The sequence below is a fragment of the Mesorhizobium kowhaii genome, from assembly GCF_042431665.1.
Lineage (GTDB): Bacteria > Pseudomonadota > Alphaproteobacteria > Rhizobiales > Rhizobiaceae > Mesorhizobium > Mesorhizobium kowhaii.
In genome coordinates this window covers 255,604-280,893 of the sequence record NZ_JBHLYT010000044.1, presented here as the reverse complement: position 1 = coordinate 280,893, position 25,290 = coordinate 255,604, and the positions used below count along the sequence as shown (strand labels likewise).

27 protein-coding genes are annotated in these 25,290 nt (G+C 63.9%); 6 read left to right on the top strand and 21 right to left on the bottom strand.

Going from position 1 to position 25,290, the window contains the following annotated elements; all coding sequences use genetic code 11:
- Positions 1–32 precede the first annotated feature (32 nt).
- Positions 33–1,019: an AraC family transcriptional regulator gene (locus ACFFNA_RS25490; RefSeq protein WP_111548865.1), complete on the bottom strand. Its 987-nt coding sequence runs from the start codon at positions 1,017–1,019 to the stop codon at positions 33–35.
- Positions 1,020–1,204: 185 nt separating this feature from the next.
- On the opposite strand from ACFFNA_RS25490, the gene ACFFNA_RS25485 reads away from it, so the two are divergent.
- The gene (locus ACFFNA_RS25485) at positions 1,205–2,419 is read left to right on the top strand and encodes an MFS transporter (RefSeq protein ID WP_111548864.1); all 1,215 of its coding nucleotides are present in this window, start codon (positions 1,205–1,207) and stop codon (positions 2,417–2,419) included.
- Positions 2,420–2,558: 139 nt separating this feature from the next.
- Here ACFFNA_RS25485 and ACFFNA_RS25480 read toward each other — a convergent pair whose 3' ends face one another.
- Positions 2,559–2,906 carry a GFA family protein gene (locus ACFFNA_RS25480; RefSeq protein ID WP_378922554.1) on the bottom strand — a complete coding sequence of 116 codons (348 nt, stop codon included), beginning with the start codon at positions 2,904–2,906 and terminating at the stop codon, positions 2,559–2,561.
- Between the two features lie 120 nt (positions 2,907–3,026).
- Between ACFFNA_RS25480 and ACFFNA_RS25475 the strand changes: the two genes are divergently transcribed.
- Entirely contained in the window at positions 3,027–4,322 is a 1,296-nt protein-coding gene (locus ACFFNA_RS25475; protein WP_378922552.1) for an amidase, read from the top strand.
- Between the two features lie 17 nt (positions 4,323–4,339).
- Here ACFFNA_RS25475 and ACFFNA_RS25470 read toward each other — a convergent pair whose 3' ends face one another.
- Genes ACFFNA_RS25470 through ACFFNA_RS25450 form a run of 5 tightly spaced genes read right to left on the bottom strand, consistent with a single transcriptional unit; the run spans position 4,340 to position 8,594 of the window.
- Positions 4,340–4,729, bottom strand: a complete 390-nt coding sequence (locus ACFFNA_RS25470) for a hypothetical protein (RefSeq protein WP_111548861.1) — start codon at positions 4,727–4,729, stop codon at positions 4,340–4,342.
- Between the two features lie 42 nt (positions 4,730–4,771).
- A complete protein-coding gene (locus tag ACFFNA_RS25465; protein ID WP_111548860.1) occupies positions 4,772–5,752 on the bottom strand; it encodes a hydroxyacid dehydrogenase in 981 nt (326 codons plus the stop codon).
- 5 nt (positions 5,753–5,757) lie between these two features.
- On the bottom strand, positions 5,758–6,474 hold the full coding sequence (locus tag ACFFNA_RS25460; RefSeq protein WP_111548962.1) for a FadR/GntR family transcriptional regulator: 717 nt from the start codon (positions 6,472–6,474) through the stop codon (positions 5,758–5,760).
- 2 nt (positions 6,475–6,476) lie between these two features.
- Complete coding sequence (locus ACFFNA_RS25455; RefSeq protein WP_378922549.1) at positions 6,477–7,646, bottom strand: mandelate racemase/muconate lactonizing enzyme family protein; 1,170 nt, start codon at positions 7,644–7,646, stop codon at positions 6,477–6,479.
- Positions 7,647–7,706: 60 nt separating this feature from the next.
- The gene (locus tag ACFFNA_RS25450) at positions 7,707–8,594 is read right to left on the bottom strand and encodes a sugar phosphate isomerase/epimerase family protein (RefSeq protein WP_111548858.1); all 888 of its coding nucleotides are present in this window, start codon (positions 8,592–8,594) and stop codon (positions 7,707–7,709) included.
- Between the two features lie 400 nt (positions 8,595–8,994).
- Here ACFFNA_RS25450 and ACFFNA_RS25445 point away from each other — a divergent pair, with 400 nt between their 5' ends.
- The 3 genes from ACFFNA_RS25445 to ACFFNA_RS25435 all read left to right on the top strand — a co-directional run bounded on the left by ACFFNA_RS25445 (position 8,995) and on the right by ACFFNA_RS25435 (position 12,266).
- Complete coding sequence (locus ACFFNA_RS25445; RefSeq protein ID WP_378922547.1) at positions 8,995–10,050, top strand: sugar phosphate isomerase/epimerase family protein; 1,056 nt, start codon at positions 8,995–8,997, stop codon at positions 10,048–10,050.
- 136 nt (positions 10,051–10,186) lie between these two features.
- On the top strand, positions 10,187–11,374 hold the full coding sequence (locus ACFFNA_RS25440; RefSeq protein WP_111548857.1) for a Gfo/Idh/MocA family protein: 1,188 nt from the start codon (positions 10,187–10,189) through the stop codon (positions 11,372–11,374).
- Between the two features lie 40 nt (positions 11,375–11,414).
- A complete protein-coding gene (locus tag ACFFNA_RS25435; protein ID WP_111548856.1) occupies positions 11,415–12,266 on the top strand; it encodes a sugar phosphate isomerase/epimerase family protein in 852 nt (283 codons plus the stop codon).
- A gap of 158 nt (positions 12,267–12,424) precedes the next feature.
- Here ACFFNA_RS25435 and phnE (ACFFNA_RS25430) read toward each other — a convergent pair whose 3' ends face one another.
- From phnE (ACFFNA_RS25430) to phnG, 13 genes are all read right to left on the bottom strand, one after another.
- Positions 12,425–13,792, bottom strand: a complete 1,368-nt coding sequence (gene phnE, locus ACFFNA_RS25430) for a phosphonate ABC transporter, permease protein PhnE (RefSeq protein ID WP_378922544.1) — start codon at positions 13,790–13,792, stop codon at positions 12,425–12,427.
- 103 nt (positions 13,793–13,895) lie between these two features.
- Positions 13,896–14,852: a phosphonate ABC transporter, permease protein PhnE gene (gene phnE / locus ACFFNA_RS25425; protein ID WP_378922542.1), complete on the bottom strand. Its 957-nt coding sequence runs from the start codon at positions 14,850–14,852 to the stop codon at positions 13,896–13,898.
- A 54-nt stretch (positions 14,853–14,906) separates the two neighbouring features.
- Positions 14,907–15,815: a phosphonate ABC transporter substrate-binding protein gene (gene phnD, locus ACFFNA_RS25420; RefSeq protein ID WP_378922540.1), complete on the bottom strand. Its 909-nt coding sequence runs from the start codon at positions 15,813–15,815 to the stop codon at positions 14,907–14,909.
- Between the two features lie 92 nt (positions 15,816–15,907).
- Positions 15,908–16,756, bottom strand: coding sequence for a phosphonate ABC transporter ATP-binding protein (phnC, locus tag ACFFNA_RS25415; RefSeq protein ID WP_111548853.1), 849 nt, complete (start codon positions 16,754–16,756; stop codon positions 15,908–15,910).
- A 121-nt stretch (positions 16,757–16,877) separates the two neighbouring features.
- A complete protein-coding gene (locus ACFFNA_RS25410) occupies positions 16,878–17,588 on the bottom strand; it encodes a DUF1868 domain-containing protein (RefSeq protein ID WP_378922537.1) in 711 nt (236 codons plus the stop codon).
- An 88-nt stretch (positions 17,589–17,676) separates the two neighbouring features.
- Positions 17,677–18,294 carry a DapH/DapD/GlmU-related protein gene (locus ACFFNA_RS25405; RefSeq protein WP_378922535.1) on the bottom strand — a complete coding sequence of 206 codons (618 nt, stop codon included), beginning with the start codon at positions 18,292–18,294 and terminating at the stop codon, positions 17,677–17,679.
- Positions 18,291–18,998 (bottom strand): phosphonate C-P lyase system protein PhnL, encoded by a 708-nt coding sequence (gene phnL / locus ACFFNA_RS25400; protein ID WP_378922533.1) that lies wholly within the window; start codon positions 18,996–18,998, stop codon positions 18,291–18,293. Before phnL ends, ACFFNA_RS25405 begins: the two co-directional genes overlap by 4 nt.
- Positions 18,999–19,000: 2 nt before the next feature.
- On the bottom strand, positions 19,001–19,777 hold the full coding sequence (gene phnK, locus ACFFNA_RS25395) for a phosphonate C-P lyase system protein PhnK (RefSeq protein ID WP_378922531.1): 777 nt from the start codon (positions 19,775–19,777) through the stop codon (positions 19,001–19,003).
- Positions 19,774–20,673 (bottom strand): alpha-D-ribose 1-methylphosphonate 5-phosphate C-P-lyase PhnJ, encoded by a 900-nt coding sequence (locus tag ACFFNA_RS25390; protein WP_378922529.1) that lies wholly within the window; start codon positions 20,671–20,673, stop codon positions 19,774–19,776. Before ACFFNA_RS25390 ends, phnK begins: the two co-directional genes overlap by 4 nt.
- On the bottom strand, positions 20,670–21,089 hold the full coding sequence (fosX, locus tag ACFFNA_RS25385; protein WP_378922527.1) for a FosX/FosE/FosI family fosfomycin resistance hydrolase: 420 nt from the start codon (positions 21,087–21,089) through the stop codon (positions 20,670–20,672). Before fosX ends, ACFFNA_RS25390 begins: the two co-directional genes overlap by 4 nt.
- The gene (locus tag ACFFNA_RS25380) at positions 21,086–22,198 is read right to left on the bottom strand and encodes a carbon-phosphorus lyase complex subunit (RefSeq protein ID WP_378922525.1); all 1,113 of its coding nucleotides are present in this window, start codon (positions 22,196–22,198) and stop codon (positions 21,086–21,088) included. Before ACFFNA_RS25380 ends, fosX begins: the two co-directional genes overlap by 4 nt.
- A 1-nt stretch (position 22,199) precedes the next feature.
- Entirely contained in the window at positions 22,200–22,811 is a 612-nt protein-coding gene (gene phnH, locus ACFFNA_RS25375) for a phosphonate C-P lyase system protein PhnH (RefSeq protein WP_378922523.1), read from the bottom strand.
- Positions 22,811–23,272 carry a phosphonate C-P lyase system protein PhnG gene (gene phnG, locus ACFFNA_RS25370; RefSeq protein WP_378922521.1) on the bottom strand — a complete coding sequence of 154 codons (462 nt, stop codon included), beginning with the start codon at positions 23,270–23,272 and terminating at the stop codon, positions 22,811–22,813. Before phnG ends, phnH begins: the two co-directional genes overlap by 1 nt.
- Before the next feature lie 110 nt (positions 23,273–23,382).
- Between phnG and phnF the strand changes: the two genes are divergently transcribed.
- The gene (gene phnF, locus ACFFNA_RS25365; RefSeq protein WP_378922616.1) at positions 23,383–24,132 is read left to right on the top strand and encodes a phosphonate metabolism transcriptional regulator PhnF; all 750 of its coding nucleotides are present in this window, start codon (positions 23,383–23,385) and stop codon (positions 24,130–24,132) included.
- Between the two features lie 102 nt (positions 24,133–24,234).
- Here the strand turns inward: phnF and ACFFNA_RS25360 are convergent, their stop codons facing one another.
- Positions 24,235–25,251 carry a zinc-binding alcohol dehydrogenase family protein gene (locus ACFFNA_RS25360; RefSeq protein WP_378922519.1) on the bottom strand — a complete coding sequence of 339 codons (1,017 nt, stop codon included), beginning with the start codon at positions 25,249–25,251 and terminating at the stop codon, positions 24,235–24,237.
- Positions 25,252–25,290 lie beyond the last annotated feature (39 nt).

The following is a 25,290-nucleotide window of genomic DNA, read 5'->3' as shown; positions in this document are numbered from 1 at the left end:
GGCGCCGCCGAGGCGCGCAACGAGGCATCGGCTCAGCCGGGCTGGCGGATATCAGCCTGTTCTTCGGCGCGAAGGTGGCTGGGCGCCGAGCCGATGACGCGCTTGAAGGCACGGCTGAAGGCGGCATCCGATTCATAGCCGAGACGCGCGGCAACGACGGAGATCTTCATCCGGTCGCGGACCAGCCACTGTCTCGCCTGGTGCATTCTGACCTGGGTAACGTATTTTGCCGGCGTTTCTCCAACGATGGTGGCGAACCGCTCGGCAAATCCCGATCGCGAGGCGCCCATCATCCTGGCCAGCGACTCGACCGTCCAGTCGTGGTTCGGTTCGAGATGGATGGCGGCCAGCACGCGCCCGATCTCGCGGTCCCTGACCGCCGCGATCCAGCCGGACGAGTCGCCGCAGCCGCGTTCGACCCAGGAGCGGATGACGGTGGCGGCAAGCACGTCAGCCAGCCGTGCCAGAATGCCGCCGGAGCCAACACGCTCCATCGTCACTTCGCGTGCCATCGAGTCCAGCAGATGCGGAATGCCCGGCTCATAGGCTTCCAATTCATGCGTGCGCATCACGTCCGGCATCATGCCGAGCAGGGGATGCAGGCCATCGAGGTTGAAATACATGCTGGCGCAGAACAGCAGCGTTCCTGGTTGGCAATCCTTGTCGCACATCTCTGCGTTCGACGTGCAGTAGACGTCCTTGCAGACCTCTTCCAGTTCGTAACCATGGATCGGCCAGGCCTGGGCGCCGGGCTCGCTGGCCAGCACATGGGCCGCACCGCGCGGCAGCAGCACCGCATCGCCGGCATTGAGTTGCACCCATTCGCCGGACGGCTGCATCAGCCAGCAGCCTCTACGGCCGATGAAATGGAACCGCGCCGCCGGATGGGCCGGAAACTGGATGCCCCAGGGCTCCTTCAGTTCGCAGCGGCCATATTCGACGCCATCGAGACGCAGCCCGCGCAAGATGTCTGTCAGTGGATCGCCGGTGATCGGGATTTTGGACGAATGGTCAAACATAATGGGGTTTCTAGCATGGAAACTCCAGGCGGTCACTCCCTATGTTGCACTGCAGCCAGATGCTGCGCTGCAAACAGGATCGGAGACCGGCCACATAGCCAAGCCGCGATGGCAAGGCATGTAGCGGGTGGAGCCCCGAGTCGGTCGTTCCCTATTTGGCGCCGCAAACAGATCGGAGACTGACCATGGCCGAACCCGCGACAGGCGTCATCGACGCCACACTTCTGAACCCCGCAGACTCCGATGAGCGAACCGAACCGGCATGGGGCGCCGTGGTCTCGCTTGCGCTTGGGGTTTTCGGCCTCGTCACCGCCGAATTCCTGCCCGCGAGCCTGCTGACGCCAATGGCGCGCGACCTCGGCGTCACCGAAGGCGTGGCCGGACAAGCGGTAACGGCGACCGCGATCGTCGGCGCCATTGCCGCGCCCACCATGGCCATCATCACCAGGCGCATGGACCGCAGGCTGGTGATGTGGATGCTGACGGTGTTCCTGATCCTGTCGAACCTTCTTGCCACCTTTGCCTCATCGCTTACCGTGCTTCTGCTAGCCCGCGTCGTGCTCGGCGTCGCGCTCGGCGGCTTCTGGGCGATGTCGGCGGCGATGGCGCTTAGGCTGGTGCCGATGCGGCTGATGCCGCGCGCCATGTCGATCATCCTGACCGGCGTTTCGGTGGCGACGGTCTGCGCGGCGCCGATCGGCGCCTATGTCGGCGACATCTGGGGCTGGCGCACCGCCTTCATGATCGCCACCGTCGTCGGCGCCCTGGCGCTGCTGGTGCAGGTGGCCACCATTCCGAAATTGCCGCCCGTGGGCGTGGCAAGCTTCCGCACCTTGCTCGATGTGCTCGAGCGTCCCTCCATCAGGGTGGCGCTGCTGGTCGTGCTGCTGGTCGCGTCGGGACACTTTGCCGGCTTCACCTATGTCCGCCCCTTCCTCGAGAAGGTCCCGGTGCTCGACATCGAGACGATCTCGCTGGTGCTGCTGGCCTATGGCGTTGGCGGCTTCTTTGGCAATGTCGCAGGCGGCATCCTGGCCGAACGCAACCTCAAGGCAGCTGTTGCGCTGGCGCCTTTGCTGATTGCCGTGGCGGCTGCCTCGATGCTGGTTTTCGGCGCCTCGCACACGATCGCCGCCGCCGCCGTTGCGGTCTGGGGCTTTGCCTTCGGCGCGGTGCCGGTCGGGCTGCAGAGCTGGCTGGTGCGGGCCGCACCCGATCAGGCCGAAAGCGCCGGCGGCCTGATGGTGGCGACATTCCAGGTGGCGATTGCCCTGGGCGCTGTCTTCGGTGGCCTGTTGGTCGATCATGCCGGCGTGGCCAGCGCCTTCGCCTATTGCGGCACGGCAACCTTGCTGGCGGCTATCGTGGTGTTCCTGCGCGGCCCGAAGCCAGCCGAGTAGCCGTCGGACTCACCATTTGGGGATAACATCCCTGACCCCAAGCATCGACCCGACAACCATCATGGTTTTCGGGCCGGCGCCGTTATGTGGCAGCGACAAACGAACCTTGCCAACGCAACCGAAGCGACAGGCTATAGGTTCAGACTGCGCGGCCATCGAAGTCGAAGACCGGCAAGGTCGAAGGGTCAAAATCCGCAACGCAATGCATGTTGACGTAGGCTCTGTGTTCAAGGCCTTCGCCGACATCCTCCGCGAAGGGGTGGATTCCGCAGGCACGGCAGAAGCGGTGCGCGATGGCACGGTTGCCGAAGGTGTAGGTGCCGAGATCATCGCCCCAGGCCAGAACCTGCAAGGTTTCATGCGGGATGGCACACAACAGGGCACCCTTGCGCGAGCAGATCGAGCAATTGCACCGCACGGCGCCGGTCAGCTCGGCTTCGAACTCGAAGGCGACCTTGCCGCAGTGACAGCTGCCTTGGTAGAGCATCGGATTTTTCCTCGAATTCGACAGGGTGCAAAACCGCCTGCGCCGGGTTAAGTCTCGGCAGGCCAGGTGCTGGCCGCTACCTTCAAGACGTTCAAGGCGTCCGGAGTCCGACACCGAAAAATGAAATCAGCCCGTGATCATCTCGAGACCATTCTCGTCCGGCTTGCCGCCCGTGCCGGCGAAGAACGCGTGTTTGTGAAGCTTTATGCCCAAGCCGCGCGGGCCGAGGCTGACGCCAGCGATGCCCGCAAGCGAGCTGGTGTGACGCTAGGCCCCCTCGACGGCACCATTGTCTCGATCAAGGATCTGTTCGATGTCGCCGGCGAGACGACCACGGCCGGCTCGCTGATGCTCAAGACCGCCACGCCCGCCCTTCGCGACGCCACCATCACTGGCCGGCTGCGGCAGGCAGGCGCGGTGATCGTCGGCAAGACCAACATGACCGAATTCGCCTTCACCGCGATCGGTGACAACCAGCATTACGGCACGCCCGGCAATGCCGCCGACGCCAGCCGCATTGCTGGGGGATCCTCCTCGGGTGCCGGCGTTTCCGTCGGCGAGGGGACGAGCGAAATCTCCATCGGTTCCGACACCGGTGGCTCGATACGCATTCCGGCGTCGCTCAACGGCGTCGTCGGCTTCAAGCCGACCGCGTGGCGCGTGCCTCTCACCGGCGCTTTCCCGTTGTCCGGCACACTGGACTCGATCGGCCCGCTTGCCCGAACGGTCGCCCAGTGCGCCGCCGCCGACGCCGTGATGGCCGGCGAGGAAGCGGCTGCGCTGACGTCGATTTCCCTCGCAGGGCTGCGCATAGGCATCCCGCGTGGCATTCTTTTCGAAGAGACGGAAGGCGAGGTAGCGACCGCGTTCGAGCAATGTCTCGGCGAGGTCGAATTGGCGGGCGCGGGGGTGGCGGACCTGTCGATAGACGATCTGCTTGGAGAGATGCGCGCGGCGACCAAGCGCGGTTCGATCGCTGCCATGGAAGGGGCGGAGATCCATGCCGACTGGTTGGCGACAGGGGCATCGGTGCCGGTCGACCCGCACGTCAGCGGTCCCTTGTCGCGGGCAGCGATGCTGCCGACGCCAGTCTATATCAGGGCAATGCGTCGTCGTGCCGCGCTCGCCGTCGCCATGGACGAGCGGCTCGCATCGGTCGATGTGCTGGCCCTGCCGACCACACCGGTGACGGCGCCGACTATCGTTTCGATGACTGACGATGCCGACCTGCGCGACCGCACCGAAGGCCTGCTGCTGCGCAACACGCAGGTCGCCAACCAGTTCGACCTTTGTGCGATCTCGCTGCCGATGCCGGGCATGGTGCGACCGGCAGGATTGATGCTGGTGGCGCGCAACGGCCGTGACCGGCGTCTGTTGCGGATTGCCGCTGAAATAGAGTCGCTGCTTGGCTCGTGATCGGGCCGATCTGAGTATCAGTGCGACGAGCAGTGCTTGCGTTCGCTGTCTTTGGCGGTGCGTACGATGCCGGTCGCGACCAGCCAGGGCAGGCTGTACTCCTTGCCGGTGATGGTCTGCGTGCGATGCTCGATCGACCCCCTGACAACGATCTTTCCAGCGTAAAGCGCGTCTGAAAGATCCGTTATCGCCTTGTCGGCCTGCGGCAATCCGCTGCTGTCGATCGACACGCCCTTGATGATCGTGCCGTTGGCAAGATCGAGCGCACTGTTCGACGGGCAGGGCGCCTTGAAGCAGCGCAGCCCGTTGTCGCAATAGACATAGCTGCTCTCGGCTGCGGCAAGCGACGGCACGATGCCTGTCGAAGCGGTGGCAACAAACAACAGCGCGGAGCGAAGTCTGGACATGGGAGCGAGCCTCGCCAGAAAATGAGGCGAAACGGCGATGTGCTACACGCTCGCCGAAAACCGTCGCCGGTAGTGATCGACAACTTCAGGGTTGCGCAGATTGACCGGCAGTTTGTTGGCCAGCACCAGCAAGGCTTCCCCCGCCGCGCCGACGCCCATGCGCATCATCGATTCCTCGGTGATGCCGGCCATGTGCGGGGTTATGATGACATTGTCGAAGCCGAAATAGGGATGGCCTGGCGGCAGCGGCTGCGTCGAAAACACATCGAGTGCGGCACCGCCGATGCGGCGTTTCTGCAAGGCGTCGATCAGCGCGTCGTCATCGACGACCGGTCCGCGAGATACGTTGATCAGCAGCGCATTGGGCTTCATGCGGGCGATCCGCTCGCGGTTGATCAGGCCGCGCGTCTCCGGCGTCAGCGGGCAGCACAGAACGATGATGTCGCTCTGCTCGACCAGGGCGTCGATCGACAGGAAGCCGACTTTCTCCGGCGCCGGCTGCATGCTGCGCGTCGTTGCCACCACCTTCAGGTCGAAGCCATGTGCGGCGATATGGCCAACCGCCTGGCCAACGGCGCCAAGGCCGACAATGCCGATCGTCTTGCCGGCAAGCTCGCTGTTGGAATTGGCGTGCTCGCGGCCGGCGAGCCAGCCTTTCGCGCGCAGGTCGCGGTCGACGATGCGGAAGCGGCGAAGCAGGGCAAGTGCCGCAAACATGACGTGTTCGGCAACCGAGCGGGCATTGACCGCCGGCACATTCGCCACCAGCACGCCGGCTGCGGTCGCTGCTTCCATCGGGATCATGTCGAGCCCGGCGCCATGGCGGATTGCCGCCCTCAGCTTCGCGGCACCCTCGAAAAGCTGTGGCGGCAGAGGAGCGCGCACGATGACGATGTCAGCGTTCTTCGCCTCGGCGGCCAGCGTGCCTGGATCGAGAGCGGAGGCGACGACAAGCTCGCCGGCGCCGGCCAGCATGGCCGAGGCGCGCGGATGCAAGGGGTGTGTAGTGAGGATGCGTGCCATGTCGGTCAGGCTCTTTCGAGCGTCGGGCTTTGAGGTTCCTCTCCGTGGCCCTCGATCAGGCCTTTCCAGTAGCTCTCGGCGCCCTGCAGATGAGCACTCATCAGCGCCTGGGCGAGATTGCCATCGCGGCGCAGCAGCGCCTCATAGATCTGGATATGCTCGGCATGCGAGCGCACGCTGCGCTCGGGGTCGTTGAAATAGATCGGCAGGCGCTGCTCGCCCATCATGTAGTAGACGCTGCAGACATTGTGGAAGACGCTGTTCTTGGTCGCGCGCACGATCTCGAGGTGGAATTCGCGGTCTTCCTTGGCCAGGCCTTCGCCTGCGGCGATGCGCTCTTCCGACGCTTTCAGGATTTCGCGCAGCCGCTCGAAATTCTCCTCGGTGGCGCGCGAACAGGCAAGTTCGGCCGCCTTGATCTCGTGGATCTTGCGCAGTTCGACCGTCTCGTAGATCTGGATCGGATCAAGCGGCAGGCCGGCGCGCGCAAACAGCGCCATCGCCTCGACGCTGGCTTGCTTGGTGTCGATGTAGATACCGGATTTGGCCCGGCGCTCGACGATGCGCATGGCTTCGAGGATGGCGAGCGCTTCGCGGATCTGGCCGCGGCTGACGCCGAAATGCTCCGCCAACTCACGTTCCGACGGCGTTCGGCCGGTCTCCTTGTCCGAATGGGAGAACAGGTAGGCGGCGAGTTCCGCGAGAAGGTTCTTTTCTTTCATCGTCAACCGCGTTGCGCGTGCGCCTCCAGGAACCGCTCCGAAATGGTGAATCCCAGACCCGGCTTTTCCGGGATCGCTATCATACCGTCCTTGGCTTCGACAGTCTCTTCGATCAGATCATGGATCATCGGGTTGGCGCCGAGCGAATATTCGACAGTGAAACTAGCCGGCGAAGCAGCGCAGATGTGCAGCCCGGCGAAGAAGCAGGGCGCGCCGGCCCATAGATGCGGCGCAAAGCGCAGGTTGAAGGCGCTGGCAATGGTGCCGATCTTCATCGCTTCGCTGATGCCGCCGCAGAAGGCCGGATCCGGCTGGAAGATGTCGGCGGCCTTGAGCACGGCAAGGTCGCGGAAGGCATAGCGCGTCGCCTCGCTTTCGCCGGTGGCGATCGGAACGGCGCCGCTTGCCCGCACTTCAGCCATGCCCGGCTTGTCGTCAGCAATGATCGGCTCCTCGAACCAAGCGAGGTCCAGATCGTTGACGAGGTGAATGAAGCGCTTGGCTTCGGCCACCGTGTAGGTGCCATGGGCGTCGACCATCAATTCGACATCGGGGCCGAGCGCCTGCCGTGCGGCACGGACGCGGGCGGCGGAAACATGCGCGGCGCCGTCCATTGCGCCGATCCGCATCTTCAGCGCCTTGAACCCGCCCCCGGCGATATAGGATTTCAATTGCTCGCCGATGGCATCGGCGGCCGCCCAGCCGCCGGATGCGTAGGCCGGCATGCGGTCGAGCTTGCGGCCGCCCAGCAGCCGCCAGACTGGAACGCCAAGCGATTTGCCGAGGATATCCCAGAGCGCGATGTCGACGGCACTGATGGCAGCTATGCTCATGCCGCGCCGCGCCAGTTGCGGCATGGCGTGGCCGGCGCGGGCGGCGCTGTCGTGGCGCACGCCGTTGTAGAGCATCTCCCAGATGACGCCGATATCGGCCGGATCGCGGCCGATCAATTGCGGCCCGACCTCATGGTTCAGCATGTGGACAAGCGCCCCGTAGCTGCCGGCGCTGCCGGCGGCGTTCTTGCCTTCGCCCCAGCCGACCAGCCCGTCATCCGTCTCGATGCGCAGGATGGCGGCGTCAAAGGTCGTCACCTGACCGAAGTCGCTGCGGTGTTGCCGAGCGGCTTCGATCGGGATGCGGATCCACCAGGCTTGGACGGACTTGATGCGCATGGTCTTCCCCGGCCCTGCCGCCGGTCAGGGCGGAAGGGCAAATTCCCAACAGGCAGTCGGCTACTTGATCAGCGGCAGCAACGTTTCAGCGGTGATGCGCATCTGGTCGGTGTAGAATTTCTCGGTCAGCACGCTGGAGCCGTGATCCTGGATGAACTTCAGCTGTTCGGGCGAGATGTCGACCGGGTGGCGCTCGACCATGTCGGGATAGGGTGCGGCCGGTGTGCGGTCGACGGGTGCTACGAACTCGTTGGTCAGCGCGCCGTCGTAACCGACCTCCTTCAGCGTGGCGACGATCTTTGGCCAGTCGATCTGGCCGAGGCCGGCGGCGAAACGGTTGTTGTCGGCGACATGGAAGTCGAACAGGCGCTTGCCGACCTGTCGGATCGCGTCGTGGACGTTAAATTCCTCCATGTGGATGTGGTAGGCGTCGAGGCAGACGCCGCATTCGGGGCTGACCGCGTCAGCCAGCGCCAGGGCCTGGGCGCCGCGATTGAACAGATAGGTTTCGAAGCGATTGAGCGGCTCGACAGCGATCTTGACGCCGACCTTCTTGGCATGGGTGAAGCATTCACGGGTGGCGTCGACAACCCATTTCCATTCCTCTTCCTCGGTGCCGTCCGGCACCACCTTGCCGACCGTCGCTGGAACCAGCGTGATGATCTCGCCATCGAGTTCGCTGATCATGGTCAGCACGTCCTTGACATACTGCACGGAACGCTCGCGTTGGCCCTGGTCCCTGGCGGCGAGGTTGCGCTCGCCCAGCATCAAGGTCACAGCGCCCCAGCAGCGGATGCCATGCTCCTTCAGCAGCGCCCGCGTCTCCTTGGTCTTGTACTGCTCGGGTTCGCCGGAAATCTCGATCGACTCATAGCCGAATTTCTTGATGCGCTTGAGCGTCGTCTCTAACGGTTCCGCTCGCATCCAGTTGTGCGTCGAAAGATGCATGATCTGTCCTTCCCAAATTCGTCTTTATGGTTCGCCTGCGACATGAGTCGCCAAAAGGCGACGCAAGGGTTCCTCCCCAAGGCATCCCCAGCCTTTTCTCGCAAACTGGTTCGACCAATTGGGCCTAAAGCGAGGTCTACAGCAATTTCTTCTGGACGGCAAGAAGCGGCGGTCTGCTACAGTCAACCTGGATTATTTCATTGATTACATTGAGATATATATCCCCTTTTCGCATGCCTGAAGGGCTCCGATGATGCACTGCGAGGCTTGACCAAATCCTCGCATTTGGTAATACCAGAATGGCGGCGCGCACAAGCGCCCGGTGTGAAAAGACCAAAGTGGCTGGCCCTGCTTCCAATCGGCGCTATGCTCGGTCGCGAGAAAATGAGGAAGGATGCCGATGCCGACGACAATGAAAGGCCCTGGACTGTTTCTGGCGCAGTTCGCGGGCGATGCCGCGCCGTTCAATTCACTGGCTTCGATCACCAAATGGGCGGCTGGTCTCGGCTACAAGGGCGTGCAGATCCCGACCTGGGACGCGCGCTTGTTCGATCTCAAAAAGGCGGCCTCTTCCAAGGCCTATTGCGACGAGGTGAAAGGCATCTGCGCCGACGCGGGCGTCGAGATCACCGAACTGTCGACGCATCTGCAGGGGCAACTGGTGGCGGTGCATCCGGCCTATGACGCGCAGTTCGATGGCTTTGCACCGGCTTCGGTGCACAACGATCCCAAGGCGCGGCAGAAATGGGCGGTCGAACAGATGAAGTTCGGCGCCAAGGCCTCGCGCAATCTCGGGCTGAATGCGTCGGTGACCTTCTCCGGAGCGCTAGCCTTCCCTTACCTCTACCCTTGGCCACAGCGGCCGGCCGGTTTGATCGAAGAGGCGTTTTCCGAACTCGGCAAGCGCTGGAAGCCGATTCTCGATGTCTATGAAGACAATGGCGTCGATGTCGGCTACGAGATCCATCCTGGCGAGGATGTGTTCGACGGCGCCACCTTCGAGATGTTCCTCGACGCGGTCGGCGGCCACAAGCGCTGCAACATCAATTACGATCCGTCGCACTTCCTGTTGCAGCAACTCGACTATCTCGAATTCATCGACATCTATCACGAGCGCGTCAAGGCGTTCCACGTCAAGGACGCCGAGTTCAACCCGACCGGGCGGCAAGGCGTTTATTCAGGCTATCAGAGCTGGACCAACCGCGCCGGCCGCTTCCGCTCGCTCGGCGACGGACAGGTGGATTTCGGCGGCATCTTTTCCAAGCTGACGCAGTACAACTATGATTCCTGGGCGGTGCTGGAATGGGAATGCTGTCTGAAGCATCCTGAAGACGGCGCGGCAGAGGGCGCGCCGTTCATCCAGCATCACATCATCCGGGTGACGGAAAAGGCATTCGACGACTTTGCCGGCGGCGCCACCGACAAGAAAGTGCTGCGCGGCATGATGGGAATCTAGCGCCGCAGTCCCTCCCCTCGAGGGGAGGGTGGCCCGAAGGGCCGGGTGGGGTCGGTTCATGCCGAGCTCTACCTCTACGACCCACCCCGATCCGCTGCGCGGATCGACCCTATCTCAGACACGAGGGAGAAAAAACATGGTCGGCGCATCGAAGTCGGAAACGGGAGGCGGCCCGATCCGCTACGGCATGGTCGGCGGCGGGCAAGGCGCCTTCATCGGTGCGGTGCACCGCATCGCGGCGCGCATGGACAATGATTTCGTGCTGGTCGCCGGTGCGCTGTCCTCCGATCCTGCGCGCGCCAAGGCCTCGGCCGCCGAACTCGGGCTCGACCCGGATCGCAGCTACGCCTCCTACGCCGAGATGGCCAAGGCCGAAGCGAAACGCCCCGACGGCATCGAGGCGGTGGCCATCGTCACCCCCAACAATGTCCATGTGCCGGCAGCAAAAGCTTTCCTGGAGGCCGGCATCCACGTCATCTGCGACAAGCCGCTGGCAACGACGCTAGCCGAAGCCAAGAAGCTCGCCGCCGTGGTCGAGAAGACCGGCAAGGTGTTTGTGCTCACCCACAACTACACCGCCTATCCGATGATCAGGCAGGCCCGCGAGATGGTGGCCAAGGGCGTGCTCGGCGACATCCGCATCGTGCAATCCGAGTATCCACAAGACTGGCTGACTGAAGACCTCGCCGCCACCGGCCAGAAGCAGGCGTCGTGGCGCGGCGATCCAAAACAGGCAGGCGCCGGCGGCGCGCTGGGCGACATCGGCACGCATGCCTACAATCTGGCGCGCTTCGTCTCGGGACTGGAGCTCGATTCCCTGTCAGCCGATCTCGACGCTTTCGTGCCGGGACGACAGCTCGACGACAATGTCAACGTCATGCTGCGCTTCAAGCCAGCCGGCAAGACGCATCCGGCCAAGGGCATGATCTGGGCCAGCCAGGTGGCGCCGGGCCATGAGAACGGGCTGAAGCTGCGCATCTATGGCTCGAAGGGCGGGCTGGAATGGGTGCAGGCCGACCCGAACTATCTCTGGTACACGCCGTTCGGCCAGCCAAAGCAGCTGATCACCCGCAATGGCGCCGGCGCGCTGCCGGTGGCGGGGCGTGTCAGCCGGGTACCATCAGGCCATCCCGAAGGCTATCTCGAAGGTTTCGCCAACATCTACCAGGAGGCCGCGCGCGCGATCCGCGCCGCGCGCAAGAAGGGCGGCAAGCCGGCAAAGGATGTCGTCTTTCCGACCATTCAGGACGGCGTCGAGGGCATGGCCTTCATCGAGGCCTGCGTGAGGTCGTCGAAGAAGAATGGGGCCTGGACGAAGCTTTAGTCTGAATGGATCTGGGGGGACCAGGGGGGGAGAGGCGTCGATGAAAATCGGCATGTGCATGTTCTTGTGGACGACGGCGGTGTCGAAGAAACACGAGCCGTTGCTCCGCGACATCAAGGCAACCGGTTTCGATGGAGTCGAGATACCGATCTTCACCGGTACGCCCGACGACTACAAGAAATTGGGTGAGCTGCTCGACCGTATCGGGCTGGAGCGGACCGCGGTTTCAGCGATGGGCGATCCGGCGATGAACCTGATCGCGGCCGACGCCGCGACCCGCAAGGCTGGGGTCGACTACATGAAATGGGCAATCGACTGCGCCAATGCGCTCGGCGCCAGCACGCTGAGCGGCCCGCTGCATTCGACGCTCGGCGCTTTCTCCGGCTCCGGGCCGACAGCCGCCGAGAAGAAGCGCTCGGTCGCCTCGCAACGCGCCATCGGCGACCATGCCGGCAAGAGGAACGTCACCATCGGGCTCGAGGCGCTCAACCGCTTCGAATGCTATCTTCTCAACACGATGGCGGATCTGTCCGAGCATGTCGATGCCATCGACCGGCCGCACATCAAGGCGATGTACGACACGTTCCACGCCAACATCGAGGAGGCTGACCCGATCGGCGCCTATACAAAACACCGCGGGAATGTCGTGCATATCCACATCTCGGAGAATGATCGCGGCGTGCCGGGGCGCGGCAACATTCCGTGGAAGGAAACGTTCTCCGCCATCCGCAAGAGCGGCTATGACGACTGGCTGACGATCGAGGCGTTCGGCCGTTCGCTGAAGGACCTGGCGGCGGCCACCAAGGTGTGGCGTGATTTTTCCGAGAGCCCGGAAGCCGTCTATCGCGACGGCTACAAGCATATCAAGAATGGGTGGAAGAAAGCGGCATAGGGCGTGTCGATATTCGGGTGAGGCCGGTCTGCAAATGCCGGGTTCCTGCGCTTCCGGTACTCACGTACCCAAAAGTACGCTCCGTTGCGGTGCTCGGAACCCAGCATTTTCGACTCGGCCTGACCTGAATCTCAACACGCCCTGAAGCGCCGGGATCGTTAACCCTGCTCGGCCTGGATCCTATTGTAGTCGTGGATGGTCCGGCTCAGCCGGCGGCGCAGGAAGTTGGATATGTTGTCGAAGATGAACACGACGGCCAGCGTCAGCAGCACCATGTAGAAGACGTTGGCCCAGTTGGAGTTGGTGCGCATCGCTTCCCACAATTTCAGGCCGATGCCGCCGGCGCCGACGGCGCCGATGATGGTGGCGCCGCGGGTGTTGGATTCCCACTGGTAGAGCGTCTGGCTGATGAAGACCGGAATGACCTCAGGCATCACCCCATAGCGCTGCACCAGCAAGCCGTTGGCGCCGGTCGACTTGATGCCCTCGCGCGGTTTGTCGTCGATATTCTCGAGACTTTCCGAATAGGTTTTGCCCAGCGTGCCGATCTCGGTGAAGAAGATCGCGGCACTGCCGGCCAGCGGGCCGGGGCCGAAGGCGCGGGTGAAGAACAGCGCCCAGATCAGCATGTCGACGGAACGCATGAAGTCGAAGAAACGCTTGAGCACCTGGCTGAGCAGCCCGTTCGGCGTGATGTTGCGGGCGGCGAAGAAGGCAAGCGGGAAGGCGACGATGCCACCGAGCAGCGTGCCGAGAAAGGCCATGACAATGGTCTGCAACAATTTAGTCCAGACGTCGCCGTGCTGCCACTGGGCGTTGTTCCAGATATTGTCTTCCGCCAGCGCGAGGTTCGAGGTACCGGGCTTGAGTTCGGGGCCGGACACGATCAGCGAGGCCACTTCACCGGCCGACTTGCCGAAGAAGGGCGAGCGCGTGTCGAAGACGAAATTCGCCCAGCCGAGGAAGCGCTTGCGGACCTTGACGCGGTCGACGGTGACGCGCACTTCGCCGGCGAAGCCCATCTTGGCCACCACCTCATCGTCATGCGCGGTGATCCAGTCCGGCACCGGGCCCGAGATCACCGGCTTGCCGTCGGTCAGCGACACCGGCACCGTCTCGCCATTGGCCACGATCGTCGCCTTGCTCTTGTCGAAGGTGACGGACTTGCCGGGGCCGTCAATCAGGACGCTAAAGGTGCCTTCCGCGTTCTTGATGACCCAGTCTGGATTTGGGTTCTCGCCGAGCGCGGAAAAGCGCGGGTATTTCGGCGTGATCTCAGGCTGGTCGAGGCGGAACTCGGGCTGCAGGTCATAGCTGACCCACTGTGACAGGAAGAGTGGCAGGCGTTCCCAGTGCGATTCCCGCAGCACTAGCGGCAGGCTGAAGAACCACAAGGCATAGATGAGGTAAAGCAGGATGCCGACGAACAGGAACAGCGGGGCGAAGCGCTTGTACAGCGGCCGCTGGAATACTTGCGGGTAGCGTTCCTCGATCGACCGAATTTCGTCGGCGGTCATCGTCGCCATGATCAAGAGCCTGATCCATCCCGATAGAGCCGGGATGGGGCTCTATCTCTTGGTCTTGCCATGATCTTTTCCGAAAACCGGATTCCACTTTTCGGGATCATGGCTAAGCACCCATCAGGAAGGCTTGTTCGCCGACCAGCTTGCGGCGCAGCCAGGCGGAAAACTGGTCGATAATGAAGATGGTCGTGAACAGCAGCAGCACCAGCGCCAGTGTCTTGGCGCCGAAGCCGCGTGAGATCGAGAGTTTCAATTCCTCGCCGATGCCGCCGCCGCCGACGGCGCCGATGATGGTCGAGGCGCGCACATTGATCTCGACCCGGAGCAGCGTGTAGGACATGAAGTTGGGCAGCACCTGCGGCAGGCCGGCAAAGCGCACCCGCTCGAACCAGTTGGCGCCGACCGCCCTCAGGCCTTCCTCGGCGCGCATGTCGACGTTCTCGTTGATCTCATAGAACAGCTTGCCGAGCGCGCCGATCGAATGCAGGCCGATGGCGATGATGGCAGCGATCGGACCGGTCGAGACAATGGCCGCGAAGAGGCCGGCAATGACGATCTCCGGAAAGGCGCGCAGCAACTCCATGAAGCGCTTGACGACGAGCCTCAGCACCGGATGCGGCGTCAGGTTGCGCGCGGCGATGAAGGAAAACGGCACGGCGAAGATGAAGCCGATAAAGGTCGACACCAGGGCCACGTTCACCGTGGTCAGCATGAGCTCGAAATATTCAGGGATGTAGAACCCGCCCCAGACATAGACACGGCCGAGCGGAAAGTTGAATTCCTGGGTGCCGGTGTCATGCGGCGAGGCAATGTCGAACAGCGCCCGCCAGACGTCGTTCCAATCCTTGGGGACCAGCCAGCTCAGGAAATCCAGAATGTGCGGCAGCCGGTCGAAGAAGTGCCCGGCATTGGCTTCGTCGGCGAACCACATGCTCGCGAACATCGCGGCAAGCAGCAAACCGACGGCGAGCACTGTATAGAGCCGGCGCAGCGATATCTGGCGTCGCCAGGCATCGGCCATCTGGTGGGTGGCGCCGGAGGGTGCTGTCACGGAAAGGGTCATTATCGGACACACAGAAAGGGCGGTGCTTTGAACACCGCCCTTCTGATTTCGCCGTCAGCCGCCGATGGCTGCCTTACGGGCTTCGACGATGACGCTGTAGAAGTCCGGCTTCACCGGAACGTAGCCGGTGAAATCGCCGCCTTCGACGCCCTCGAAGCAAGCCCGGTCCTTCTTCGGCAGATCGGTGAAGAAGGCGGTCAGCTTGGCGGTCATGTCGTCGCCGAGCGCGGTGCGCACGACCAGCGGGCCGTTCGGGATCAGGCCCGAGCGCCAGACTTCGACGAAGTCGTTGGGGTCGACGGCGCCCTTGGCGACTTCCTTGTGGAAGGTGCCGGAGGTGTAGCCGTTCTTGAAATCGCCGATGCCCGAGGAATCGTCCACCGCGACATCAACCTTGCCGTCGCGCACGGCGAGGACATTGTTCTCGTGGCCGCCGTTGAACTGGGTCGAAGCGAAGAAGGTTTCGTTCGAGGCGCCGGTGTCCTTCGGAATCTGGGTCAGCGGGATCAGATAGCCGGAGGTCGAATCCGGATCGGCGTAGCCGAGCTTCTTGCCCTTGGCCGACTTGATGTCGGTGATGCCGGAAGTCTTGAGCGCCAGGCCGATCGAATAATAGCCGGTGGCGCCGTCGGTCTGCTGGGTGGTGAGGATCGGGGTGACCGCCTTCGGGTCCTTGATGTAGACGCTGGCATAGCCGGAGGCGCCGAGTTCGGCGAAGTCAAGGGTGCCGCCGAGCAGGCCCTGGATGACGCCGTCATAGTCGGCGGCGGGGAACAGCGAGACCTTCTCGAAGCCGAATTCGGTCTTGAGGTGGTCGGCCAGGCACTGGTAGTTGCGCAGCCGGTCGGTTTCGTTCTCGCCGCCAAGGATGCCGACGCGGAATTCCTTCATATCGGCGGCGTGGGCCGCGCTGGTCGCCATGGCGAGCACGGAAACGGCGCTAAAAACCATCTTCCTGAACATTGGATATCTCTCCTGTAGGTTCCGGCCCCGCGCCGGTAGCGTTCGTTATTTTGACAGGTGCCCTTGACGCGGGCTGGCGATCCAGGTCGCTCTCAATATCCCGGGAATGCGGGCTCGAGCGGTCCGGCGGATGCGGTGATCTTTTGCTTGTAGGCGATGCTGGTCGAGGTGATGGCCTCGGAGATTTCGCCGCCATTGCTGTCGGCGCCATAGACGAGACGCACGGCCTCGCGGTTGAGCTCTTCCGGCGGGCCGTCGAAGACGACCTTGCCAGCGGCCATGCCGATGATGCGGTTGCAGTAGGCGCGGGCGGTGTCCAGCGTGTGCAGATTGGTGACGACGGTGATGCCTTCACGCAGATTGATGTCCTGCAGCGAATCCATCACCACCTTGGCGTTGAGTGGGTCGAGCGACGCGATCGGCTCGTCGGCGAGGATCACCTTGGGCTGCTGCATCATGGCGCGGGCGATGGCGACGCGTTGCTGCTGGCCGCCCGACAAAGTGCCGGCAGGCTGCATTGCGGTGCGGGCGATGTCGAGCCGCTCGAGCGCGGCGACCGCCTCGGCGCACTCGGCGCGGGAAAACATGCCGAGCAGGTTTGACATGGTCGAACGATGGTTCAGCTTGCCGAGCAGCACATTGGTCAGCACATCGAGGCGCGGCACCAGGTTGAACTGCTGGAAGATCATGGCGCAGTCGCGCTGCCAGCGCCGGAGCGGCGAACCGCGCAGCTGGGAGACCTCGGCGCCGTCAAAAAAAATCGATCCCTGGCTGGGATCGATGAGACGATTGATCATGCGAAGAAGGGTCGATTTGCCAGCACCCGAACGGCCGATAATGCCAACCATCTGGCCCTGCGGGATCGAGATGTTGATATCGCTGACGGCGGTGTTCTTGCCAAATCGTCGGGTGACGCCGCGGATTTCGAGCGTGGCTGACATGGTCGTTTCCAGTCCAGTCGCGTTGAAGGTCTGTTAAGACTTCGCTAGCGCAGCGCCATGAACCTGCGGTGTCGGATTGATGTCAGTTTTGTTACTGCCCACAGGCGCCTGTTGCCGTCGATCAGCCGAGCACCAGCAACTCCTCGAAGTGCTCCATGTCCCTGAAGCCGCAGAAGGCCGGCGCCTTGATCTCGATCACCGGAGCCTGCCGCGCGAAAAGCGCGAGAGAGTCATCGAACAGTTGCTGCCATGCGGCCGCCCTGTCGTCCGCAAGACGCTGGATCTGATAGGCGAAAGTGATGTGGAAGACGTAGCTGTCGTGATCGGAATGCCGGTAGCCGAACGGCACCGCCAACGCGTCGCGCCAGGCGCGCATGATGCGCACGTCCTCGTCCGTCGCGCCGGCGACGGTGAGGCCGGTCGGCACGATTTCGACCACCTTGATGTTGAACGGGCCGAAGCCCTTGAAACCCTTCAGGCGTTCCAGATAGAGGCGGGTCATGACGTCGATGCTGGTGTCGAGCGGCACGTCATGCGGCCAGTAGGGCAACCGGCGGCGATATTCGATGATGCCTTGGAACAGCGTCATGTGCAGGCTGGAGACGGGGGTGAAGGCCAGCCGGTCGGCGTCGGGCATCGCCAGCATCCGGTCGCGCACCGCAAGCACCACGGCCTCGGAGGGCGAACCGCTGACGAGATGGCTGACGACGGTGTTGCCGGGCTCGATCAGGAAATTGCCTGACGTGTCGTAGCGCGTGCCGCGATGAACCGGTGGCTTCGGATTGGAGCCGGCAAAGAATCCGGCGAGCGAGGGTCTGACAGAAACAGGCATTGCGATCTCCAGGGGGGAACACCGCGTCCTGCCCCGGCGATGTGTCAGGGATATGAAACAGGCGCGCTCATGACAATGATGTGAGCGACTATCCCCGGTATTTCTCCAGGAAGGCCTCGGCCGACAGTTCCCGGAAATCATCGAGCGCTGTCCGCAGCCTTGCATGGTCCCAGTCCCACCAGGCGAGCGCCTGGTAGCGTTCGGCCGTGCGGCGATCGAAGCGCTCTCGGATCGGCCTGGCCGGCACGCCGCCAACGATTGTGTAAGGCGAGACATCCTTCGATACGACGGCACCGGCGCCGACCGCGGCGCCATCGCCGACAGTGACGCCGGGCAGGATGGTCGAGCCGTGACCGAGCCAGGTGTCGTGGCCGATGGTGACCCGCTTGGCGCGTCGCTGGGCGAAGAATTCGCTCTCATGCTCGGCGTCGTCCCAATAGTCGGAGGCGCGGTAAGTGAAATGGTGCAGCGTCGGCCGCCATGTTGGGTGGTTGGTGGCGTTGATGCGCACGCTGGCTGCAATGTTGGAAAACTTGCCGATGGTCGCGCACCAGACGGCGCAGTCCTGCATTATGTAGGAATAATCGCCGAGGGTGCTCTCGGAAACCCGGCTGCGGTCGGCGATCTCGGTCCAGCGGCCAAGCGTCGAGTTCTGCACGTCCGCTGTCAGGTGGATCAGCGGCGTCTCCGAGAGCTTCCTGGTCATGCAGCGATTTTTCCGGGCGCGAAAGCGGTGACGTCGATGATGCGGTCGGCGACCGCCTCGCGCACGTCGTGGTCGTGGAAGATGCCGAGCAGGGCGACGCCCGCCGCTTTCTTGGCGGCGATGAGTTCGATCACCACGTCGCGGTTCCTGGCATCGAGCGATGCGGTCGGCTCGTCGAGCAGTAGGATCGGGTGCTCGGTGATGAAGCCGCGCGCGATGTTGACGCGCTGTTGCTCGCCACCAGAGAAGGTTGCCGGCGGCAACGCCCAGAGTTTTTCCGGCAGGTTGAGCTGCGCCAGCAAGGCGCGTGCCTTGCCGCGCGCGCTCTCGCGGTCCTCGCCGCGCTCGACCAGCGGTTCGGCGACGACATCCAGCGCCGAGACGCGCGGCACGGTGCGCAGGAACTGGCTGACATAGCCGATCGTTTGCCGGCGTATGGCAAGCACGGTGCGCGGGCTGGCGGTGGCGAGATCGATCAGCCCGTCATCGTGCATGACGATGATCTGGCCCTCGTCGACGGCGTAGTTGCCGTAGAGCATCTTCAGGATCGAGCTCTTGCCGGCACCGGACGGGCCGCCGAGCACGGTGCATTCGCCAGCCTTGATCGAGAAAGACACGCCAGCGATGACCGGCAATTTGATGCCGTCGCGCAGATGCATGGTGAAGCTCTTGGCGACGTCGGAAACAACGAGAGGCGTCGGCATGGTTACACCTGCAAAATGGAGGAAACGAGCAACTGGCTGTAGGGCGCGCGCGGATCGTCGAGCACGCGGTCGGTGAGACCGCTTTCGACGACGCGGCCGTCCTTCATCACCATCATGCGCTGCGACAAAAGCCGCGCGACGGCAAGGTCGTGGGTGACGACGATGGCCGCGAGACCAAGGTCGGTGACCAGGCCGCGCAACAGGTCGAGCAGGCGGGCCTGGACCGAGACGTCGAGGCCACCCGTGGGCTCATCCATGAACACCAGCCGCGGCCCGGTGACGAGATTGCGGGCGATCTGCAGACGCTGGCGCATGCCGCCGGAAAAGGCGCGCGGCTCGTCGTCGATGCGGTCCTCGTCGATCTCGACGCGCGACAGCCAGTCGACGGCGGTGGCGCGAATTTTTCCGTAGTGGCGGTCGCCGACCGCCATCAGTCGCTCGCCGACATTGGCGCCGGCCGACACCGTCATGCGCAGGCCGTCGGCGGGGTTCTGGTGGACAAAACCCCAGTCGGTGCGCATCAGGAAGCGGCGCTCGGCCTCGCTCATGCGGTAGAGCTCACGGAACTGGCCGTCGCGCATGCGATAGCTGGCGGTGCCGGAGCTCGGCAACAACCGGGTCGACAGGCAGTTGAGCAGCGTCGTCTTGCCGGAGCCGGACTCGCCGACGACAGCCAGAACTTCGCCCGGCCACAGGTCGAAGGAGACGTTGTCGCAGCCGACGCGCGAGCCGTAGAATTTGGAGAGCGCCGAGACGCGCAGCAACGGTTCGTCGGTCATTGCGCCGGCTCCATGTTTCCTGGGGCAAGATGGGTTTCGGGGGCAAGATGGCCACGATGACCCTCTTCACGCCGCTTCTCGCAGTGATCGGTGTCGGAGCAGACGAACATGTGGCCGCCATGGTCGTCGAGGATGACCTCGTCGAGATAGACGTTCTCGGCCGCGCACAGCGCGCAGGGCTGGTCGAAGGTCTGCACCTCGAACGGATGATCCTCGAAGTCGAGGCTGACCACTTCGGTGAACGGTGGCACCGCATAGATGCGCTTTTCGCGGCCGGCGCCGAACAGCTGCAAGGCCGGCGAGCGGTGCATCTTGGGATTGTCGAATTTCGGCGTCGGCGACGGGTCCATCACATAGCGACCCTCGACTTCGACCGGATAAGCATAGGTGGTGGCGATGCGGCCGTGCCTGGCGATGTCCTCGTAAAGTTTGACATGCATGAGGCCGTATTCCTCCAGCGCGTGCATCTTGCGCGTCTCGGTCTCGCGCGGCTCGAGGAAGCGCAGGGGTTCGGGGATCGGCACCTGGTAGACCAGCACCTGGCCGGCGGTCAGCGGATGTTCCGGGATGCGGTGGCGGGTCTGGATGATGGTGGCCTTCACCGTCTCGGTGGTGACGGCGACATTGGCGACCTTCTTGAAGAAGGCGCGGATCGAGACCGCGTTGGTGGTGTCGTCGGCGCCCTGGTCGATGACCTTCAGCACATCGTCGGGGCCGATGATCGAGGCGGTGACCTGGACGCCGCCAGTGCCCCAGCCATAGGGCATCGGCATCTCACGCGAAGCGAACGGCACCTGATAGCCGGGGATGGCGATGCCCTTGAGGATCGCCCGGCGGATCATCCGCTTGGTCTGCTCGTCGAGATAGGCGAAGTTGTAGGTGGCGATGTCGGTCATGATGCGACCTCCAGTTCCTTGGCGTAGCGTGCGAGCCGGTCAGCAAGCGTGCCTGTATGCAGTTCGAACATGTGGTTGTCGTCGTCGTAGAAGTAGATCGAGCGGCCTTCGCCCTCGGCGCGCGGCCGGGGTGGACGCATGTCGAGCCCTAGCTTGCCGACGCGGTCGGCGTAGCGGTCGAAATCGGCGTCATCGATCTTGAAGGCGATGTGGTTGTAGCTGCGCTCGGGCAGCGTCTCGCCCTCCATGATGGCAACCCAGATGTCGCCGATCAGAAAGAATTTTTCACGTGACAACGAGAATTGCCTGGCGCCGCTGTCGTAGACCTCGCGCGCGTCGAAAATCCCGGTCAGGATTTCGGTCATCCGGTCGAGATCGCGGACGATGAAGGTCATATGGGACAGGCCTTCGATCATTCCGCGGCCTCCCGCTTCTCTTCTACCTTCACTGGGTTTTCGCGCGCGTCGTATTCGGCGCGCATGCGGCGCACGAGGTCGAGTTCGGCCTGGAAGTCGACATAGTGCGGCAGCTTCAGGTGCTCGACGAAGCCGGTCGCCTGGACATTGTCGGAATGCGAGATGACGAACTCCTCATCCTGGGCGGCGGCGACAACGTCCTCGCCCAACTCGCTGGCGCGCAACGCCCGGTCGCAGAGTGCCATCGCCATCGCCTTGCGCTCGCTCTGGCCGAAGACGAGGCCGTAGCCGCGGGTGAATTGCGGCGGCGCCTTGGCCGAACCCTTGAACTGGTTGACCATCTGGCATTCGGTGACCCGCACGGTGCCGAGCGGGACAGCGAACGGGAGTTCGGGCACATCCAGTTCCAACTCGACCTCGCCGATGCGGATCTCGCCGACGAAGGGATGGTTGCGGGCATAGCCGCGCTGGGTGGAATAGCCGAGCGCCAGCAGAAAACCTTCGTCGCCGCGTGACAGCGCCTGCAGGCGGATGTCGCGCGCCATCGGGAATTCCAGCGGCTCGCGGGTGATGTCGCCGGGGACATGGTCCCGCGGCATCTCGCCATCCGGTTCGATCAGCCCTTCGCGGGCCAGGATGGCGGAGACGCGCGGCATGGCTTGCGCGTCCGTCTCGCGCCGCAGCGGCTCGGCGACATCGCCGCCGGCGGCAAGCTCGGGGTCGAGCAGCCGGTGCGTGTAGTCGAAGGTCGGGCCGAGCAGCTGGCCGCCGGGCAGGTCCTTGTAGGTCGCCGAAACGCGCCGCTCGACCAGCATGGCAGCGGTGTCGATCGCCTTGGAGTAGCCGAAGCGCGGCAACGTGGTGCGATAGGCGCGCACCAGGAAGATCGCCTCGATCAGGTCACCGCGCGCCTGGACGATGGCGAGTGCGGCCAGCTCCCGGTCGTAGAGCGAGCCTTCGCTCATCACCCGGTCGACGCCGAGCGCCAGCTGCTCGACGATCTGGTCGAGGCGAAGGGCCGGCACCGAACGGTCGCCGCGCCGGCGGTCGGCCAGCAGGCTGTGGGCGTTGGCAATGGCCGCCTCGCCACCTTTTACCGCGACATACATCTCAGGCCTCCATCGTCTTGATGCGCGTGGTGCGCGGCAGGCAGGCGACGCCTTCGGCGGTGGCGAGGATGATGTCGACGCCGCGCGGAAAGCGCTTGATATTCTGCTTCCACTGCTCGACGAAATGTCGCGGCATCTGCGCCGGCGCGATCGTGGCGCTGGTTTCGATGCCGGGGCCTTCGAGCAGCAGCGGGGCGCCGGAGACGAGATCCCTCACCAGCAGGATCAGCGTGGTGGAGCGGTCGGGATAGTCCTGGGTACCTTGCGAAAAACCGTCGAGCGCCATCATCTCGGCCGGCGTGGCGATCAAAGCGAAATGTGCATCGGCCGGCGTGTTGGCCAAAGGCGCGCCGGTGTGGAAACCAAGCCAGGATTTGATCGCGGCGGAAGCTTGCAAAGCCGGGTCGAGCCAGAGCGGGGTGTCGTTGTCGCAAAGCGCCAGCGCCACGGCGCCGGCAGTCGCCGAAAGCGGCACCGGCGGGCGGGCGAAGGCCGGCAGGGGCTGCACGCTGCCCGGCCGCGCCATCGCGTCCATGACGGCGCGGAACACGGTCTGGGCGTTGAAGACCGGATCGGCGAAACTGCCCTCGATCGATTGCGCTGCGATGTCCATCAGTCTTCTCCGCGAACCATGGTGAAGAAATCCACCTTCGTTGCCGCCGTCTCGGCGCGGCGCCGTTCATGCGCCGTGGCCAGAGCCGACCGCAGAGGCGCTATGAGCCCGGTCTCGACCTCGGCGCGACGGGCCGGGTCCTTCCACAGCGCGTCGGCGATGGCCGCCAGCCTCGCCTTCTGCTTGTCGCGGCCAAGCGCATAGCAATGGCCGACCTGTCCGGACGGCAGCCGGACAGTGGCGCGGGTAACGGTCGTCTCACCAACATTGAAGGGGGAGCCGCCACCACCGATGCGGCCGCGCACGGTGACCAGGCCGGTCTCGGGACCGCGCAGCAGCTCAGCGTCTGAGGGCAGCCCGGTAGCGTTCCAGAGCCGGACGATGTCATCGCCGCTGGATTGTGCCAGTGTTGCCATGGCGGCCTTGCGCTCGGCCTGGTCGTGGGCTTCCTGTCCTCGCATGAGCAACATTCCTTTGTCTAAATTTGTCTATTGATATAGACAATTATACCTATTATCTAACGCGAGTCCATGACGGGTCGATGACAGGGATAGAAGGCTGGGGGCAATTCATGGTCGGGCAGCTGGTGGCGGACAGCATCGAACGGCGCAGCGGTGTCTCGCTGTGGCGGCAGATTGCCGACAAGATCCTGCATGCGATCGCCATCGGCGATTTCGCCGAGAATGCAGCGCTGCCGCCGGAGGTAGCACTTGCCGAGCGATATGGAGTCAACCGCCATACAGTGCGCAGCGCCATCGCTGCCCTTGTGCAGGAAGGGGTGCTGCGGGCCGAACAAGGACGCGGCACCTTCGTGCTGTCGCGCAAGCGGCTGTCCTATCCGATCGGCGCGCGCACACGCTTTTCGGCAGGCCTGCAAGGGCAGGCGTCGGAACGGCATACCGTCCTGCTTACCTCGTCGGTCGAGCCGGCCAGCCAGCGCGTCGCCGAGGGGCTTGGCCTTGCCAGGGGAACGGATGTGATCCGGCTGGAAACGCGCGGCGAAGCCGATGGCCGCCCGGTGTCGCGCGCCGCCGGCTGGTTCGAGGCCAGGCGTTTTGCCGGCATCGATGCCGCCATGACGGAAACCGGCTCGATCACCGCGTCGCTGGCACGTTTCGGCATAGACGATTATCTCAGGCAATCGACCATGCTGTCAGCGCGTCATGCCGATGCGGCCGACCTCGCCGACCTCGACCTGCAGCCCGGCGCCATCGTGCTGGTCACGGTGTCAGTCAACGTCACGCCCGACGGCCAGCCGATCCAGTTTTCGGAGTCGCGCTTCCCGGCCGAGCGGGTCGAGCTCAAATTGTCGGCGCTATGAGCTGACGCTGGCGACGGGCCGGATTGTCTGACGCAATTCCCAAGGGAAAGCGCTACGCGCTTTTCCCGGGAAAACCGCTTCACACGTTTCCTGGAATTGCTTCTATCCGACCTCGATCACGGCCTTGATCAGACCGGATTTCTCGTGTGTCCAGCGGGCGAGATCGCGTGGTGTATCGGCCAGCGTGGTGCGGTGGGTGACGAGCTTGGCCAATGGCACGGCGCCGTTGCGGATCGAGGCGGCGACGTGGTCGAAGTCGGCGCGCAGCGCATTGCGGCTGCCGATCAGCGTCATCTCGCGCTTGTGGAATTCGGGGTCGGAAAAGGCGATATCGTCCTTGACGACGCTGACCAGCACCAGTGTCCCGCCATGCGCGACGTGGGCAAAGGCCGACTGCACCGACTGGGTGTTGCCGGTGGCGTCGAAGACCACATCGAAGCCTTCACCAGCGGCTGCTTCCCTGACCAGATCGGCCACCGCGCCGCGCGAGCCGTCGAGGGTCTGAAAACCAAGCTCGCTTGCTGCGAAGTCGAGCCGTTCGCTGCTCATGTCGAGCAATGTCACGTCAAGCCCGGCGATGCGGGCGAAGATGGCGGTGCCGAGCCCGATCGGGCCGGCACCGATGACCAGCGTGCGGGCACCGGGCTGCCCCTGCGCGCGCCGCACGGCATGCGCGCCGATGGCCAGGAACTCGACGGCGGCGGCGTCCGCCAGCGACAGGCCGTTTGCCGGATAAAGATTTTGCGCCGGCACCAGGATCCGTTCGCACATGGCGCCGTCGCGATGAACGCCGAGCACCTCGATCCTGACGCAGCAGTTCGGCTTCCCGTGTCGGCAACCAATGCATTTGCCGCAGGAAAGATAGGGATTGATGATGACCGGTTCGCCAATGGCAAGCTCGACACCATCACCGGTCTCGACGATCGTTCCCGACACTTCATGGCCCATGATGCGGGGATAGGCGAGGAACGGGTGCTTGCCCTCGAAGATATGGTAGTCGGTGCCGCAGATGCCGACATGGCTGACAGCCACCAGCGCCCAGCCGGAAGGCGGCGCGTCCGGCGCGAGACAGTCTTCCAGGACAAGGTCGCCGGGCGAGCGGCAGACGACGGCTTTCATGCTTCGATCCAGTCTGTTCATGAAATCGCCGGCCCGTCA